We start from the raw sequence: 17,994 nt of genomic DNA, 5'->3' as shown, positions 1-17,994 counted from the left end.
TTTTTTCAGCGAGGGAGACTTAAACAACCATCTCAACCTCTCAAAACCCTTCAAACTCACCGCTTTTCAGCAGCGCCTCGTTCAGAAGAGGTGCTCATTATAGATAAATTCAGAGAGGTGTCAACACTCTTTTTCAATTAATTTTAAAGTATTTCACAAAAACCATATTTAACAACAAGATAAAGCATAAAAATAATTGAAATTAATTGCATCCAAGCCCTAAGATTCAACAGCGCACCTAATATTTCATGCAATTTTCATCATCAACCACACTATATCATCCGCTGTCTAGCCATCATTTATAATGATTCTTAACACTTTTTATCCATTAATAACAATCATACTTACTTTATTAAACAAATAACCTGCTATGATTCTTCGCCATTGATTATAAGAATCAATGATCTACATATGTAGTCAATTGATTACAACTGTAGACAGATGGTTACACTTGTAGTCACACACAGCATTCATCATTATTTTTTTGGATATGGTTCAATATGAAACAAACACTATTATATACAGCGGTGGCCACACTTCTTTTACAAGGCGCCTACGCACAAGAGACACAACAAACAGAGGCTGAGCAAACACTCGATGACATCCAAGTGATCGCAAAAATCTCTGATCAACCAAATGTGCAAGTGATCAACCCAAAAGAAGCGATTCAGCCAGTGCCTGCACAAGATGGTGCTGAATTATTAAAACTCATTCCAAACATGAGCATTGCCAGAAAAGGTGGCGGTGGCGGCGAACCTGTGTTTCGTGGCTTAGGCGGCTCACGTCTTCGCATTTTAAGCAATGACCACATGATCCTTGGCGGCTGCGGTGGTCGTATGGATCCACCTACTGCTTATATTTATCCAGAATCCTATGATGAAGTGATTTTCATTAAAGGCCCACAAACCGTTTTATATGGCCCAGGCAACATTGCCGGCGTGGCACGCTTTGTGCGCAATGATCGTAAATTTGATGAATTCACCACACAATTTAATGGCTCACTCTTAGGTGGATCATTTGACCGCCTTGAATCTTATGCCGATGCCATCATTGGCACAACATGGGGCTGGGTACATGCGAACGCCACTTATAATAAATCAAACAACTATAAAGATGGCGCAGGCAATAAAGTTCACTCTAAATATAAAAGAGAGAGCCAAACGCTAGAATTAGGCTTAACACCCACGGAAAATACATTGATTGAATTGGGCTATGATCGCAGCCGCGGTCACACTTATTATGCGGATCGCATGATGGATGGCGTCAAATTTGACCGTGACAGCTGGCGCATCAAGGTTAAACAAGAGAATCTCACCGAATGGCTCACAAAAGTGCAGTTTGAATACAGCCACAATAAGATTGACCATGTGATGGACAACTACTCCTTCCGTGAAGTGATTGGCAAAGGCAAACACAACATGAAAATGTATGCCGTCAGCAATCCTGCTCGCACCACGCAAACGGCTAAACTCTTTGCAGAATTGGCATTCGGTGATACACACACCGTTGTGGGCATGGATTGGTTTGCCGATCGTCATAAATTACGCATGACAGGCATGAAACCCGCCTTGGGCATGGCGCAAAATTACGTGAACATGCCATATCAATTGAATCAAAAGTTCAAAAACATTGGCGTATTTGCTGAAACCACTTGGTACATCAATGATGACAATAAATTAGTGGCCGGTTACCGCCATGATCGCAATGATGCGAAATACAATCCTAATTTTGGTATGGGCGCAAAACTCCCTGCAAATCTACACAATCAGCGTTACAACTTAGATTCGGCATTCATTCGCTATGAACACGCCATCAATGACTGGACATTGCACGCAGGTTACGGCATGGCACAGCGTGCCCCTGATTTCTGGGAACGCAGCCGCGGCAATGGTGCGCTGTTATCTAAAGAAACGAACCATGAATTGGATTTTGGCGTGTTGTATCAAACCGATGAATTGGCATTCACAACCACCGCATTCATCAGCCACATCAGCGATTATATTTTGATTGATCAAGACAATGCACGCAACATCAGCGCAGATCGCTACGGCGCAGAAGCCCAAGTTCAATGGAACTTTGCACCGAATTGGACATTAAGCAGCAGCCTTGCCTATACCCACGGTAAAAACAAAACCGATGGCAAAGCCCTAGCACAAATTGCCCCATTAGAATGGACCACCGGTTTAAACTGGAGCAATGAGCAATTCAGCGCAGGTGCCGTTTGGCGTGTAGTGGATTCACAAAATCGCTTTGCCAAAGGTCAAGGCAATATCTTTGGTGCAGACTCAGGGCCAAGCGCTGGCTTTGGCGTGGTTTCTTTAAACGCAGGTTGGAAAATCCGCAAAGAAGTGACTTTATTGGCAGGCGTTGATAACGTCTTTAATAAAAACTACTCAGAGTTTGTGAGCCGCAGCGCACAAGACACATTAACGTATCAACCACAAAACTTCCGCGTCAATGAACCGGGTCGTCGCGCTTGGTTGCGTTTGAATGTGAATTTCTAATTTGCAATGAAACTTGCAGAGGTTGCAGTGCTTGCCATCGTGGCGGGGGGACATTATTTTGTGATCCAGCATTGGTTCAATGCTAAGGATCATGTCTCCTCATCTGTGCCACTTGCGGGCACTGCACTTGAAGTTGCTTGGTTTACGCTGCCAGAAGCCTCCGCGCCTGATTTATCTGTTGATAATACAACCCTCCCCCAGGACAACAGTCAGGCACCGGAACTTCTGGCAGTGCAAAGCTCGTTAGATGATACCTTTACTGTCGAACAAAAGCCACAAAAGTTAAAAGAAATTCAACAAATTGACGCACCCGAACCCGTGATGCCGACCGCAAAATCACAAGAAGTGCCCACAGAAAATGCGCGTTCCACAAAAAATAAAACTGCGAAACAACCACATGCAAAACCCACAGGTCGAACATCCGGCACTGGCACGCGCGCCACAAAAACCGTCAATGGCGGTGGCAATGGTACACAGTTTTCCCCGCCCTCTCATCAAGGCGCAGCCCTTGGCAATCGCCGCCCGAAATATCCTGAACAATCCCTACGCAAAAAAGAGCAAGGCCGCGTAACTTTAATTGCCCATGTGCTCCCTTCTGGCAAAGCAAGCCATGTCTCCATCAAACAGAGCAGCGGATTTACGCGCTTAGACAATGCGGCACAAAAAGCGGCTGAAAAATATCATTATCGCCCGGCAATGCAACATGGCAAACCGATTGCCTATGATTACACCTTTACCATTACATTTTCCATTCAACAAAAATGATTTGGTGAAAATGCAGGGCATAAAAAAACCTCATCATTGATGAGGTTTTGCATTTACTTCTCGTCTTTTTGTGCCCGCTGGGCTTTTTGCTCTTCCACCGTCAGCGCAATGTTGTTGCGCAGATAACTTGGTGAGATTTGATCTGCATGTAATCCCATGCCATTTTCCAAATCTTCAATGGCAAGCAATGCCACTTCACCAGCGCGTGGGTAAACATTTTTCTCAATCAACTCAGGGGATAATGCTTCCACCCAATTTGGTGCCACATCCCAGCCATTCCCTGCGCCAATGATGTTGCCTAAACCCACAATGCCACTGAAATTTGGGATGTCTGCAATTGGTGTCACTGCCTCTGGCAATACCGTCACCACTTGTTTATTCTCCAAGCGATAAACGCCCCAATAGACTTCTTTCATTTTGGCATCGAGCATCACAAGCACGGTGCGATCCGGATGGGTATCGAGCACTTGCTGTGCCATCGCCATCAATGATGACACAGGCACAATCGGTAAATCCATCGCCGCGCCAATGCCTTGCATAAAGGCACACGCAACGCGCAATCCCGCAAAACTGCCCGGGCCTGCCCCAAAGGCAAGACCGGTCAATTCGTTGATGTCAACTTCTGCTTCTTTCATCACCTCGTCCACCATGGGTTTTAATAACTCAATGTGTTTACGCGGTGCCACTAAGTAGCGCTCAATCAATTCACCTTCGACGTAGAGCGCGGCAGAACAAGCTTCTGTGGAGGTATCAATGGCTAAAACTTTCACTGTTCATCATCCATCGTATAGACGTCGCCACAATATGGACAACTGACAGAACCATCCGCATTCAGCGCTAAATACACGCGTGGATGTAAATTCCACACATCTACATTCTCTGGCGGACAACAGACAATCACTTCTCTATTCTCTACATGATGAGTCTCAGGATGAGCTTTCATTCGATATCTCCCTTAGATTAGCTGGATTAATTAACGAGAAATTGGTTTATATTTCAAACGATGAGGTTGATCCGCATCCATGCCTAAGCGACGTTTACGATCCACTTCATAATCTGCATAGTTCCCTTGGAACCATTCAACGTGTGAGTTACCTTCAAACGCTAAGATGTGTGATGCCACGCGATCTAAGAACCAACGGTCATGCGAGATCACCACAACGCAGCCTGCAAAGGCTAAGATGGCATCTTCAAGCGCACGTAAGGTTTCAACGTCTAAGTCGTTCGTCGGTTCATCGAGGAGGATGACGTTACCGCCAGAGCGCAATACTTTGGCTAAATGCACACGGTTGCGCTCACCACCGGATAAATCTTTGATGAATTTTTGCTGATCTGAACCTTTGAAGTTAAAGCGACCACAATACGCGCGTGATGGGATTTCATACGTACCCACGCGAATGATGTCTTGCCCTTCTGAGATCTCTTCCCAAACGGTCTTGCTGCCATCTAATGTATCACGGCTTTGATCCACGTACGCCAATTTAACGGTATCACCCACACGGAATGTCCCTTCATCTGGCTGCAATTGACCCGTCATCAATTTAAAGAGTGTGGATTTACCCGCACCATTTGGACCAATCACGCCCACAATGCCACCGCGTGGTAAGTTAAAGCTTAAGTTTTCATACAACAATTTGTCGCCAAATGCTTTGGCCACATCCGTTGCTTCAATCACCAATTCACCTAAACGAGGACCGGCTGGAATATAGATTTCCATGGTTTCATTACGTTTTTGGAATTCTTGGCTTTCAAGCTCTTCAAAGCGCTGAATACGTGCTTTAGATTTCGCCTGACGACCTTTGGCATTTTGACGCACCCATTCAAGCTCTTGCTTCAATGTTTTTGCAAAGGCTTCTTCTTGTTTTTGTTCAGTTTCTAAACGCTTGTTCTTTTGCTCTAACCAGTTGGAGTAGTTGCCTTCCCATGGAATACCATGTCCGCGGTCAAGCTCTAAAATCCAACCTGCAACATTGTCTAAGAAGTAACGGTCATGCGTCACCGCAACAACAGTGCCTGGATAATCATGCAAGAAGCGCTCTAACCATGCCACAGATTCAGCATCTAAGTGGTTCGTTGGTTCATCGAGCAACAACATGTCAGGTTTAGACAATAATAATTTACACAAAGCCACGCGGCGTTTTTCACCACCGGATAATACCGTCACATCTGCATCCATTGGCGGTAAGCGAAGGGCATCGGCAGCGATTTCTAATTGGCGCTCTAAAGCATGGCCATCAACTGTGCTTAAGAAAGATTCCAACTCCGCTTGTTTAGAGGCTAACGCATCAAAGTCCGCATCCGGTTCAGCATATGCTGCATACACTTGATCTAACGCTGCTAACGCTTCTTTGATTGGGCCAAGGGCTTGTTCTAAGTTACCACGAACGTCTGTGGTTTCATCTAATTGTGGTTCTTGGGCTAAATAACCAATTTTAATGCCTGTTTGTGGACGCGCCTCACCTTGGAACTCTTTATCCACACCTGCCATGATCTTCAATAATGTGGACTTACCTGCACCATTGAGACCTAAAATACCGATTTTTGCACCCGGGAAGAAAGATAAAGAAATATTTTTTAAAATTTCTTTCTTCGGCGGGACAATCTTGCTTACACGATTCATCGTATAGATAAACTGCGCCATATGATTTGCTTTCCTTACTTAAAATAAAACAGTCCACATTTTACCCTATTCATTCTAAAAACGCTTGTTTTCCATCCGATCGCGTCAATTACAGCGCCCATGCATAGATTTTAATGGTCAATCATGGCTATTTTGTGCAAAAAATGATACGTTTATAGTGTTAAAGATTCAAAAATTATCATATAAAAATCAATACACACGGAGGCGTTTTATGCGTTCATCTTTTAGTCCTAAAGCCATCTTTGGCATCATTGTTGCGATCGTGATTCTCGCGGCAACCTATTGGTATTTTTCTCGCGATGATCTCGAAGGCATTGTGGTCAGCAATGGCCGCATTGAAGTGACACCACTCGACATCTCCACAAAATTACCCGGTCGCATCGAAACCATTTTAGCCGATGAAGGCGATTATGTAGAAAAGGGTGAAGTCGTTGCCATCATGCAGCTTGACTCATTAGAAGCCCAGCTCAATGAAGCAAAAGCCCATCATCAACAAGCGATTCATCAATCAAATAGTGCAAAAGCCATCATTGCGGCAAGAGAGAGCGATAAAGCAGCGGCACAAGCGGCCGTTTCTGCCAAGCAAAGCCAATTGTATGCAGCAGAGCGCAAGTTAAAGCGCATCAAAACATTGACGGCAAAAGGCGCAACCACTGAACAAGATTTAGATGATCAAGAAGCTTATACCAAAGTTTTGCAGTCAGAAATTGATACAGCCGATGCCAAAGTACAAGCGGCACAATCTGCCATTGAAGCGGCTAAAGCACAATATGTGGCCACTGAATCCCAAATCAAAGCCGCGCAAGCCACGATTGATCGCATTGAGGCAGACATTAAAGATGCCAAATTAACAGCCCCAGTCTTTGGGCGCATTCAATATCGCATTGCAGAACCGGGCGAAGTCTTACCTGCGGGCGGTAAAGTCTTAAACTTATTAGATCTCTCTAAAGTGAACATGACGTTCTTCTTACCAACCAAAGCCATCATGCCACTTGTGGCGGGTGAAAAAGATGGCACAGAAGTGCGCATTGTTTTAGATTCCGTGCCTGAATATGTCTTACCTGCACACATCACATTCATTTCTGCTGAAGCACAATTCACCCCAAAAACTGTCCAAACCGATGATGAGCGCGAAAAACTCATGTATCGCGTTAAAGCCACTTTTGATCCTGAGTTATTGCAAAAGTATCAAAAATACATCAAAACCGGTGTGACGGGTAAAGCGTACATCAAGTTAAATGATGATCAACCTTGGCCTGAAGCCTTGAACATCCATTTATTCTAAACTTGATAAGGAGATAACATGGCTCATCCATCTGTGGTTTCGGTGAGTGATCTCACACTCAAATATGGACAAATTGTCGCTCTTGACCATTTATCCATAGAGATTCCAAGCAACATCATCATTGGGCTCATTGGCCCAGATGGCGTCGGCAAATCGAGCTTGTTGTCTCTGATTTCTGGTGCGCGTGCCATTCAAACGGGTGAAGTGATCGTCTTAGGCGGCAACATGCGCGATAAAAAAGTGCGCGATGACATCGGACCACGCATTGCTTACATGCCTCAAGGCTTAGGGAAAAATCTATATCCCACACTCTCTGTTGAAGAGAATCTACAATTCTTCGGCCGTCTCTTTGGGCACGATGCGAAAGAGCGCCGCGAACGGATTGATGATTTAACCAAAAGCACTGGCTTATATCCATTTTTAGCGCGCCCTGCTGGTAAACTCTCGGGCGGTATGAAACAAAAGCTCGGCTTATGCTGCGCGTTGATCCATGATCCTGATCTACTCATTTTAGATGAACCCACCACGGGTGTGGATCCTTTAGCCCGCGCGCAATTTTGGGATTTGATTGATCGCATTCGTTTAGAGCGCCCACAAATGAGCGTCATTGTCGCCACCGCTTACATGGATGAAGCCCAACGCTTTGACTGGCTGATTGCCATGGATGATGGCAAAATTTTGGATACAGGCTCACCGACCGAGTTGCTCACAAAAACAAATAGTGATGATCTTGAAAGCGCCTTCATTAAACTGTTGCCAGAAGCAAAACGCGAAAACTATGAAGCAGTGGTGGTGCCGCCATTAAACATTGATGAGAGCGCGCCGATTGCCATCAAAGCCAAAGACCTCACCATGCGCTTTGGGGATTTTACGGCGGTGGATCATGTGAATTTCGAGATCCACAAAGGGGAAATCTTCGGCTTTTTGGGCTCAAATGGTTGCGGTAAATCCACCACCATGAAGATGCTGACAGGTTTATTGCCTGCAACTGAAGGCAAAGCGTGGCTCTTTGGAAAAGAAGTGGATCCTGAAGATTTAGACACACGCCGGCGCGTCGGCTATATGTCCCAAGCCTTCTCTTTGTACAGTGAATTAACCGTGCTGCAAAATTTAGAATTGCATGCGCGCCTCTTTCATGTGCCAGAGGCAGAAATTCCGGCACGCGTGGATGAAATGGTCAAACGTTTTGATCTTGAATCCGTACTTCATGCGCTCCCCGATGACATTCCCCTTGGCATGCGTCAGCGTTTATCCCTAGCCGTTGCCATGGTGCATAAACCTGAACTCCTTATTTTAGATGAACCCACCTCCGGTGTGGATCCTGTGGCGCGCGATAATTTCTGGCGCTTACTCATTGATTTATCACGCAATGATGGCGTCACCATTTTTATCTCCACACACTTTATGAATGAGGCATTGCGCTGTGATCGCATGTCCATGATGCACGCAGGCAAAGTGCTTGACAGCGATACTCCAAAAAATCTCATCAAAAAACAAGGCACGCACACACTCGAAGAAGCCTTCATTAAATATCTGATTGATGCAGGCGCAGGGACAGATACCAATCAAGAAAGCAAACCCCTTGTGCAAGAAGAGAGCTTACCCACAGAGCCCCAAAAGCGCTTTAGCATTCAGCGCATGCTCAGTTACACATGGCGCGAAGCCTTAGAACTCAAGCGCGATCCCATCCGTGCGACGCTTGCCCTACTCGGCTCAATGATTTTAATGATCGCCATTGGCTTTGGCATCACGCTCGATGTGGAAAATCTGCCATATGCTGTCTTTGATCGTGATCAAACCACATTGAGCAATCATTACATCAGCAATATTGAGGGTTCGCGATACTTTACGGAGAAAGCGCCCATTCATAGCTATGAAGAGCTCGATGCACGAATGCAAAGCGGCGACATAGCTTTAGCCATCGAAATTCCCGGTAACTTTGCCCGCGATGTGGCCAAAGGCTTACCCGTATCCATTGGCGTTTGGATGGATGGCGCGATGCCAAAGCGTGCGGAAACCATCCGCGGTTATGTGCAAGGCTTGCATCAAGGCTGGCTCATCAATACTGCGAAATATGAATATGGTGTGGACATTAACCCTGATTTTAATGTGGAGATGCGTTATCGCTATAATCCAGACATCAAGAGCATTCAAGCGATTGTCCCTGCGGTGATTCCCATTTTACTCCTGCTCATTCCCTCAATGCTCACTGCCCTTTCTGTGGTGCGTGAAAAAGAGATGGGTTCAATCATCAATCTATATGTAACGCCTGTTACGAAGCTCGAATTTTTATTGGGCAAACAGCTGCCGTATATGGCCATTTCCATGCTCAACTATTTTCTGATGGTGATTTTAGCCATTTACTTCTTTGGCGTGCCGCTTAAAGGCAGTTTGCTTGCCCTCACGTTTGTGACGTTTTTGTTCTGCATTTTCTCCACAGGTTTTGGGCTGTTTGCCTCAACCCTCACGAAAAGTCAGATTGGCGCCATTTTCTTTACGGTGATTGGTACATTGATTCCAGCCATTCAATTCTCAGGGCTCATTAATCCTGTGTCATCGTTGAGCACCTTTGGCAATATCATGGGCAACATCTATCCGACGGCGCACATGCTCACAGCAACGCGTGGCGTCTTCAGTAAGGCACTGCACATCAACTCCCTTGGCCATGAGTTTATGGTGCTCATCATTGCTGCCCCCGTCATCATTCTCGCGAGCGTAGTGCTGCTCAAAAAACAGGAGCGTTGATATGATTGCACGAAAAATTTCCAACATTTATCGTTTAGGTGTTAAAGAGCTCTGGAGCCTCATTCGTGACCCCATCTTATTGATATTGATTGCGTTTACCTTTACTGTCTCCGTTTATACCGCGGCAACGGCAATGCCAGATGGCCTTAAAAATGCCACCATTGTGTTTGTGGATGAAGATCGCTCCACTTTATCAAACCGCATTAAAACGGCATTTTATCCACCGCAATTCATCACGCCCTATAACATCTCTTTAAGCGAGATGGATCGCGGGCTAGATAAAGGCGATTACACCTTTGTGGTGAACATTCCGCCCTATTTTCAGCGCGATGTGCTCGCAGGTAAGCAGCCCTCTATTCAGCTCAATATTGATGCCACACGCATGTCCCAAGCCTTTACGGGCAATATGATAGTCAATCAAATCATCAATGGTGAGGTGACAGAGTATTTAGACCGCGTGCGTCAGCCGGCAGAATATCCCGTGATGATTGAAGAACGCATGCGCTTTAACCCAAATTTGACCGCATCATGGTTTGGGGCACTGATTGAGATCATTAACCTCATCACCTTGCTTGCCATCATTTTAACGGGTGCTGCCCTCATTCGTGAACGCGAAAAAGGCACGGTTGAACATCTCTTAGTCATGCCACTCACGCCTTTTGAGATCATGCTCTCGAAAATCTGGTCGATGGGCATGGTGGTGCTTGTTTCTGCCACATTGTCCCTCATTTTCATCGTGCAAGGGGTGCTTGATGTGCCCATCATTGGCTCAATCCCACTCTTTTTATTGGGTTCAGTGCTGCATCTATTTGCCATGAGCTCCATTGGCATTTATTTAGCCACCGTGGCGCGCAACATGCCACAATTTGGTATGCTCATGCTCCTTGTTTTGGTGCCCCTGCAAATGCTTTCTGGCGGTATGACGCCGCGCGAAAGTATGCCAGAGGCCATTCAGGACATTATGGTGATTGCACCGACCACACATTTTATTGAATTGGGCAAAGCCATCTTGTTTAAAGATGCTTCGATGGCAATTGTCTGGCCACAATTTTTAATGCTATTGCTGATTGGCAGTGTGTTCTTTTATTTCGCCCACCAACGATTCAGAGCCACCATCAGTCGCATGGCCTAACCATAACATCAAGGAAAAAACCATGATTCAGATCGATAACCTACCTTATATTATTGGTTCGCCTTTAGATTTAGTGCGCATCATTCAGCAAATTGTCAAAGATGAGGATCACGCCCTCTATTATTTGGGGTTAAGCAGCCCAAGTGATGTGGAAAATTGTATCGATCAAGCGGCCCTTGACATTGCACGCAATCCACTCATTGCGCTCTACTTTGCGTGCATTGATTATGGCCCAAATGATGGTGAAATCTTGGTGTACCATGTGCCCAATCATGCAGTTGTCAAAGGCAACATCACTCAAGATGCCGCGTTACAATTGACTGAGCGTGGCACATTTGTCTTTGTCAATGATCAACAAAACAATGCAGCGCGCCTTGCCCATGACAGTTTGACGAATGCACCGATTGAAATCATTGTGGATCAAGCGGCAAAACCGCACATCATCCGCGAATTAGATAAGCTTGGCATCTCAACACAAACGCTATTTCCTGAGATGATCTAAATGAAAAAGAATAAAAAAGGGCATCAAAGCCCTTTTTTATTGTGCTGCTGTTTGAGTGCCCAATCAATGTGTTCGCGCACAAATGCTTCATCTGACTCAAGGGCTTCAAGCGCCGCCACAATCCTTGGATCATAATTGGCATTGCCTAAAGCCACCGTGATGTTACGAATGAACCGCGCATGCCCAATGCGACGAATCGGCATCCCTTCTGTTTTCTTCAAAAACGTGGTTTCACTCCAACGCAATAGGTCTAAAAGCGCAATGTCATTGAGAGAATGGCGCGGCTTAAAGTCATCCACAATCTCATGATTGGCAAAGCGATTCCACGGACAAAAAAGCTGACAATCATCACAACCAAAAATACGATTGCCCATCATTGGGCGAAGTTCCTCATCAATCGCCCCAAAGTGCTCAATGGTTAAATAGGAAATACAGCGGCGCGCATCCACTTCATATGGGGAAACAATGGCGCCCGTTGGGCACTTTTGAATGCATTTAGTGCAGCGCCCGCAATGCTTATCCACAACAGTGCTTGGAATCACGATCGGCAACGAGATAAACAGTTCCCCCAAGAAAAAGTATGAACCTTTCTCGCGATCAATGATCAATGTATTTTTGCCACTAAAACCGAGCCCAGATCGCTCTGCCAATTCGCGCTCTAAAATCGGTGCGCTGTCCGTAAAAGCACGAAAGGTGACCGCTTCATCGGGAAATTGCTCTGCGATCCATTGCCCAAGTTGCGTTAAACGCTTACGAATCACATTGTGATAGTCGCGCCCTAATGCATAGCGAGCAATATAAGCGCGCTGATCCTCTTTGAGCGTTGCCATCGCTTCATCATTGTTATGATAATACGGCAAACGTATCGTTAAAATACTTTTCGTGTGTTCCATCAGCGCCATCGGGTTAAAGCGCAAATCCCCATGTTTCGATAAATAATCCATGCCACCGTGATAACCTTTGGCCAGCCATGCTTCATAATAAGCTTTGACTTCCGTTAAAGGTTTAGGCGTTTGACTGCTGATGTGGGTAAACCCTAGGGCTTCTGCTTTCTCTTTGAGGGCTTGAATGAAAGCGGGATCATCACACGTCATTCGGACCCACGCAATTTACGATGCAATTCTGCTTCCACCAATGGATGGATAAAGTCGCTCACTTCACCTTTTAAGCGGTAAGCCTCTTTGATCATCGTAGAAGAGATGAAAGAGTATTTTTCTGATGGTGTTAAAAATAGGGTTTCCACTTCAGGGCGCAAGCAACGATTTAAACTCGCCATTTGAAATTCATATTCAAAATCTGAAACCGCGCGTAAACCACGAATGATCACATCCGCTTTCACTGCCTGCATATAATGAACGAGCAAGGAATGAAAGCCTTGCACCTCAATGTTTGGGCAATCTTCAAAGATTTGGCGCGCCATGTTAATGCGCTCTTCCACTGAAAAAAGTGGGCGTTTAGAAGGTGAAACCTCGCTGGCAACCGCCACAATCACTTTGTCAAAAATGCGCGCCGCACGTTTGGCAATGTCAATGTGCCCATTGGTGATGGGATCAAAGGTTCCCGGATAAACCGCGATTGTTTGTGTCATAATAAGCCTTTTATTTCCACAGATATAGGGTGTTATTATATCGTATGTCCGTTTCAATTCCTCGTGCATTATTGCACAAAAATCCTGACTGCTTAGCTGAGCACCTCTTTTTGCACCATGAAATTGCAGAGCGCATGCTCTCGTATTTGGCAGAAAATCCAAATTTTAAGCCCACGCAAATTCTCGAAATGGGGCGCATCGATGATGTCCTTAAAGCTTGCTGTCAGGCAACGTATCCCGATGCGGCGTTTGATGTGCTCGATTATGAGGCGCAATTGCCACTGCGTGCGGATCTTGTCATTAGCAATCTATTTTTACAAGATGCCCCAAACATTGAAACCGCCATTGCCACGATGAAGGATCATTTAAATCCGAATGGTAAAATCTTCATGAGCACCGCAGGGCTTGAGAGCTTTGCAAACTGCATCATGCCTGATGGTCCTGAATTTAATGATTATCCTGACATCAAGCGTCTTGGGGATTATCTGCATTCACAAGGATTCATTGATGTGATTGTGCATGTGGAAAAAATCACACTGCAATACAATCAATTAGATGCGATGCTCAAAGATCTTCGCGTTGCTGGCGGCCGCGTTGCTCGTCCTCTGATGAAAGGTTTACGCACCCGCGCATGGTACGAATCTTGGGCAAAGCATATGGACAAAGCAAAAACCGATGGCATTTATGACATTGAGATCGAAATTCTCTATGCGCATGCACAAATGCCGCCATTACGTGCCGCAAGCTTAAACCAAGACAATGAAGCCCACTTTGACATAAAGCATTTAAAACATCGTAAGCGCTTTGAGTAACATCTCATTTGCACTCCCCTTTAAAAGTACTAAAATAATACGGATTAGCGAGTGCTATACTTCAATCAGTCATTATCAGGAGTTCTCTATGTTTTCGGTCACAGATTCAGCATTTAAACAATTAGACGCGCAATTAGCCGCCGCGGCGGAAAAGTACATCAACATTGCCATCCGTAAATCTGGCTGTTCAGGCTATCGCTATTTCATTGAATTGTGTGATGATATTGAAGGTAAACTCATCATTACAGAAACACCTGTCACCATCGTGACGGATCAAGCGAATGAACCTTACATTCAAAATGTCACGCTTGATTATGTGCAAGAAGGGCTCAATCGCAGCTTTAAATTCAGCAACCCCGATGCGAAAAGCGAATGTGGTTGTGGCGAAAGCTTCATGTTTTAAGGAGAATACTCTATGTGCGGAATTGCAGGCATTTTAAGCTTCACCCATCAGCGACCTGAAGCGGCGCTTCTTGAAAAAATGAGCGAGCCGTTGCGCCGCCGTGGCCCCGATGGCGGACACATTGTATGTGAAGGTCCATTAGGCTTTGCCCATCGTCGCCTTGGCATCATCGATGTGAAAGCTCGCGCGGATCAACCTTTGAAAGATGCGGCAACCGGCTGCATCATCGTCTTTAACGGCACCATTTATAACTATCGTGAATTGCGCAGCGTTTTAAAAGACAAAGGCCACACATTCACGACAGAAAGCGACACCGAAGTTTTATTAAAATCCTACATCGAATGGGGCGACAAATGTTTAACCCATTTAGTGGGCATGTTTGCCTTTGCGGTGTGGGATCCACGTATTCAAAAACTCTTTGTGGCACGTGATCGCATCGGCATTAAGCCTTTGTACTTCTCCCATGGTCAACAAAATTTCCTCTTTGCATCCAATACTCAGAGCTTATTGGCCTCTCAATTAGTGGATACAAACATCAACCCAATTGCTTTGCAATACATGTACACATTGCATGCAGTGGTGCCAGCGCCTTACACCATTTTCAAAGGCATTCATAAATTAAAACCTGCCCACTATTTATGGGTGGATTTAACGGGCAAAATTGAAGAGTTTCAATATTGGTCACTCAATGCAGAAAATCAGCACAAAGATTGGGATGATCGCGATTGGAAAGATGCCATTGAAGAGAAACTTCGCACCGCCGTGCGCCGCCGTTTATTGGCAGCAGATGTGGATGTGGGCGTTTTATTGTCAGGCGGTTTAGATTCCTCGTTAATCGTTGCCCTTGCCCATGAAGAAGGCGTGAAAAATTTACCCACCTTCTCCATCGGCTTTGAAGATCAGCCAGAAGAGAAAGGTTCTGAATTTGAATTCTCTGATCAAGTGGTGGAACGCTATCAAACAGATCACTACAAATATTTGATCGAAAATGGTCAAGCCTTAACACGCTTACCTGAAGCTGTGGCACAGATGTCCGAACCGCTCTTTGGACAAGATGCCATCGGCTTTTATTTGTTGTCTGAAAAAGTCTCGCAACATGTGCGTGTGGTGCAAAGTGGCCAAGGCGCGGATGAAGTCTTTGGCGGTTATTTCTGGTATCCACAAATGGCACACAGCGAAGAGCGTGATCCATTATTACGCTTTAGCCAATTCTATTTTGACCGCGATTATCCTGAGCTTTGCAACACTTTTGCCCCGAAATTCCAAATGGATGACATCGTGGGTGAATATGTACGTGATCAATTGACCAAACCTTTTGCCTCAAGTTATTTAGATCAAGTGTTCCGCTTTGACACCACCACGCTCATTGTGGATGATCCCGTCAAACGTGTGGATAACATGACAATGGCGCATGGTTTAGAGGCGCGCGTGCCATTTTTAGATCATGAGTTGGTGGAATTAGCGGCAAGCATGCCAGATCACTATAAATTGATGCAAGGTGGCAAAGGCATTTTAAAAGAGATTGCCCGCGGTAAAGTGCCAGACAGCATCATTGATCGCCCGAAAGCCTATTTCCCGATGCCTGCCCTTAAATATGTGCGCGGCGAATTTTATGACATGATGCGCGATGCATTGACCAGTTCAGCGGCGATTGAGCGCGGCATTTTCAATCCTGAATATGTCACACGCTTGTTAGATCATCCGGAAGCGAAAGAGAACTTTACGCGCATTCAAGGCTCTAAATTGTGGCATTGTGCTTTGCTTGAAATTTGGTTACAAAAAGTTTTACCGTAAATCATGTTTGATTCGGCGGCGTTTTTAAAAACTGTTCCCACAAAACCTGGCATCTACATCATGCGAGATGCCAGCGATGTGATCATCTATGTGGGCAAGGCCAAAAACTTAAAAAACCGCTTATCAAGTTACTTTCGAGCGTCCGGATTGTCCACAAAGACGATGGCGCTCGTCAGTCACATTGCCAGCATTGAAGTCACCATCACCAACAGTGAAAATGATGCACTGCGCTTAGAAAGTAACCTCATCAAAAAGCATCGCCCACGTTATAACGTGAGCCTGATTGATGATAAAAGTTACCCTTATATTTATCTTTCACTCGGGCAATATCCGCGCTTAGCCTATTACCGTGGCAGCAAAAAACATAAAGGGCGTTATTTTGGTCCTTATCCTTCCTCTTCTGTGGTGCGTGACACATTAGATTTAATGAAAAAACTCTTTTTGATTCGCCAATGTGAGGATTCTGTCTTTAAACACAGAACGCGTCCTTGCCTGCAATATCAAATCAAACGATGCAGCGCGCCATGCGTCAATAAAATTACGCCCGAGCAATATCAAAAAGATGTGCACAATGCCGTGCTTTTTTTAGAAGGCAACTCCCAAACATTAATCAGCGAATTGGTCAGCCGCATGCAGCAATGCGTGGCGGATTTAAAGTTTGAAGCCGCTGCCATCATTCGTGATCAAATCAAAGCGCTGCAAGCGGTGCAATCCACCAATGACATTGAGCAAGGCAGCGCGTCCCTTGATTTGATTGTCCATGCAGAAAAAGGTGCACTTCATGCGGTGGAAGTGCTCACCATTCGTGATGGGCGCGTGTTGGGCGCACGGGCTTATTTCCCCAAAGTGCCAAGCAATACAGATGCATCAGAGATTCTACAAAGCTTTATTGAGCAATATTATGATGCGGCACGCTTGCCGCCCAGCCACATCATTCTCAACCATGCATTGAGCCTTGAAAACGGCGCGTGGCTTGAAAGCCATTTAAGTGAATTGAGCCACCGAAAAATTTCGATTGCCCATCATGTCAAAGGGCAACGCGCTCGTTGGCTAGATTTGGCGCACAAAAATGCTGAGCAAGCCATCGAGATTAAATTAGCAGGTGCCAGTAACATCCAGCATCGTTTACAAGAATTGGCGGATTTACTCCATTTGCCTGAGATCGAGCGCATTGAGTGCTTTGACATTTCCCACAGTTTTGGTGAAAAAACGGTGGCTTCCGATGTGGTGTACACCAAAGAGGGATTGACGAAAAAATTCTATCGCCGTTTTAACATTGAAGGCATCACAGGGGGCGATGATTACGCTGCGATGCGCCAAGCCATCACGCGCCGCTTTAGCCATACTGAGGACAATCCATTGCCAGACATTTTGCTCATCGATGGCGGTAAAAACCAATTGCAAGTGGGCATTGATGTGATGCGTGAGCTTGGCATTGATTCGGTTGTCTTAATTGGCGTTGCCAAAGGCGAAGGCAGAAAGGTTGGCTTAGAAACACTATGGAAAGCTGGTGATGACACGCCAATTGACATTGAAAGCACCAGCGCTGCCTTTCATCTTATTACTCAAATTCGTGATGAAGCGCACCGCTTTGCCATTGAAGGGCACCGATCGCAGCGCGATAAATTGCGCCGTCGATCAGTATTAGAAGACATTAAAGGCATTGGCCCACAGCGAAGAGCCACGTTACTCAGCCATTTTGGCGGGCTCTCTGCCCTAAAAAATGCCACCATTGAGGACATTGCCAAAGTGCCTGGCATCAGTGACAGCTTAGCAAAAGTGATTCATGAGGCATTGCATGAGGAGTGATTCACGCCATCATC

The 17,994-nt window shown here is 45.5% G+C and carries 15 protein-coding genes; 10 read left to right on the top strand and 5 right to left on the bottom strand.

The features are described from left to right. Window positions 1-500 precede the first annotated feature (500 nt). Together B9T10_RS10085 and B9T10_RS10080 are read left to right on the top strand one after the other, a co-directional pair. Complete coding sequence (locus tag B9T10_RS10085) at window positions 501-2,504, top strand: TonB-dependent copper receptor (RefSeq protein ID WP_094538391.1); 2,004 nt, start codon at window positions 501-503, stop codon at window positions 2,502-2,504. Between the two features lie 6 nt (window positions 2,505-2,510). Beyond that, a complete protein-coding gene (locus B9T10_RS10080) occupies window positions 2,511-3,269 on the top strand; it encodes an energy transducer TonB (RefSeq protein WP_094538390.1) in 759 nt (252 codons plus the stop codon). A gap of 53 nt (window positions 3,270-3,322) precedes the next feature. On the opposite strand, the gene tsaB is transcribed toward B9T10_RS10080, so the two are convergent. Genes tsaB through ettA form a run of 3 tightly spaced genes read right to left on the bottom strand, consistent with a single transcriptional unit; the run spans window position 3,323 to window position 5,910 of the window. Then, window positions 3,323-4,039: a tRNA (adenosine(37)-N6)-threonylcarbamoyltransferase complex dimerization subunit type 1 TsaB gene (gene tsaB, locus B9T10_RS10075; protein ID WP_008316129.1), complete on the bottom strand. Its 717-nt coding sequence runs from the start codon at window positions 4,037-4,039 to the stop codon at window positions 3,323-3,325. Continuing rightward, the gene (locus tag B9T10_RS10070; protein WP_008316128.1) at window positions 4,036-4,212 is read right to left on the bottom strand and encodes a zinc-finger domain-containing protein; all 177 of its coding nucleotides are present in this window, start codon (window positions 4,210-4,212) and stop codon (window positions 4,036-4,038) included. Before B9T10_RS10070 ends, tsaB begins: the two co-directional genes overlap by 4 nt. 30 nt (window positions 4,213-4,242) lie before the next feature. After that, entirely contained in the window at window positions 4,243-5,910 is a 1,668-nt protein-coding gene (ettA, locus tag B9T10_RS10065) for an energy-dependent translational throttle protein EttA (RefSeq protein WP_008316127.1), read from the bottom strand. A 211-nt stretch (window positions 5,911-6,121) separates the two neighbouring features. On the opposite strand from ettA, the gene B9T10_RS10060 reads away from it, so the two are divergent. The 4 genes from B9T10_RS10060 to B9T10_RS10045 are packed head-to-tail and all read left to right on the top strand — an operon-like array spanning window position 6,122 to window position 11,574. Next, window positions 6,122-7,195, top strand: a complete 1,074-nt coding sequence (locus tag B9T10_RS10060) for an HlyD family secretion protein (protein ID WP_094538389.1) — start codon at window positions 6,122-6,124, stop codon at window positions 7,193-7,195. 18 nt (window positions 7,196-7,213) lie between these two features. Then, window positions 7,214-9,940, top strand: coding sequence for a ribosome-associated ATPase/putative transporter RbbA (gene rbbA, locus B9T10_RS10055; protein ID WP_094538388.1), 2,727 nt, complete (start codon window positions 7,214-7,216; stop codon window positions 9,938-9,940). A gap of 1 nt (window position 9,941) precedes the next feature. After that, entirely contained in the window at window positions 9,942-11,072 is a 1,131-nt protein-coding gene (locus tag B9T10_RS10050) for an ABC transporter permease (RefSeq protein ID WP_008316124.1), read from the top strand. Window positions 11,073-11,094: 22 nt separating this feature from the next. After that, window positions 11,095-11,574, top strand: a complete 480-nt coding sequence (locus tag B9T10_RS10045) for a hypothetical protein (RefSeq protein ID WP_094491838.1) — start codon at window positions 11,095-11,097, stop codon at window positions 11,572-11,574. A 23-nt stretch (window positions 11,575-11,597) separates the two neighbouring features. On the opposite strand, the gene queG is transcribed toward B9T10_RS10045, so the two are convergent. After that, window positions 11,598-12,668, bottom strand: coding sequence for a tRNA epoxyqueuosine(34) reductase QueG (gene queG / locus B9T10_RS10040; RefSeq protein WP_008316122.1), 1,071 nt, complete (start codon window positions 12,666-12,668; stop codon window positions 11,598-11,600). Further along, window positions 12,665-13,162, bottom strand: a complete 498-nt coding sequence (coaD, locus tag B9T10_RS10035; protein ID WP_063455441.1) for a pantetheine-phosphate adenylyltransferase — start codon at window positions 13,160-13,162, stop codon at window positions 12,665-12,667. The genes queG and coaD overlap by 4 nt, the downstream gene beginning before the upstream one ends. A 44-nt stretch (window positions 13,163-13,206) precedes the next feature. Between coaD and B9T10_RS10030 the strand changes: the two genes are divergently transcribed. From B9T10_RS10030 to uvrC, 4 genes are all read left to right on the top strand, one after another. Then, window positions 13,207-13,974 (top strand): methyltransferase domain-containing protein, encoded by a 768-nt coding sequence (locus B9T10_RS10030; RefSeq protein ID WP_063455440.1) that lies wholly within the window; start codon window positions 13,207-13,209, stop codon window positions 13,972-13,974. A gap of 88 nt (window positions 13,975-14,062) precedes the next feature. After that, window positions 14,063-14,377 (top strand): HesB/IscA family protein, encoded by a 315-nt coding sequence (locus B9T10_RS10025; RefSeq protein ID WP_008316118.1) that lies wholly within the window; start codon window positions 14,063-14,065, stop codon window positions 14,375-14,377. Window positions 14,378-14,389: 12 nt separating this feature from the next. Beyond that, window positions 14,390-16,171 (top strand): N-acetylglutaminylglutamine amidotransferase, encoded by a 1,782-nt coding sequence (locus B9T10_RS10020; protein WP_094538387.1) that lies wholly within the window; start codon window positions 14,390-14,392, stop codon window positions 16,169-16,171. Window positions 16,172-16,174: 3 nt separating this feature from the next. Beyond that, window positions 16,175-17,980 carry an excinuclease ABC subunit UvrC gene (gene uvrC, locus B9T10_RS10015; protein ID WP_094538386.1) on the top strand — a complete coding sequence of 602 codons (1,806 nt, stop codon included), beginning with the start codon at window positions 16,175-16,177 and terminating at the stop codon, window positions 17,978-17,980. The last annotated feature ends 14 nt before the right edge of the window (window positions 17,981-17,994 follow it).

Origin of the sequence: Wohlfahrtiimonas chitiniclastica (assembly GCF_002252325.1) — a bacterium.
In the GTDB taxonomy this organism is placed as follows: domain Bacteria; phylum Pseudomonadota; class Gammaproteobacteria; order Cardiobacteriales; family Wohlfahrtiimonadaceae; genus Wohlfahrtiimonas; species Wohlfahrtiimonas chitiniclastica.
This window is presented reverse-complemented; position numbering and strand designations above follow the sequence as displayed.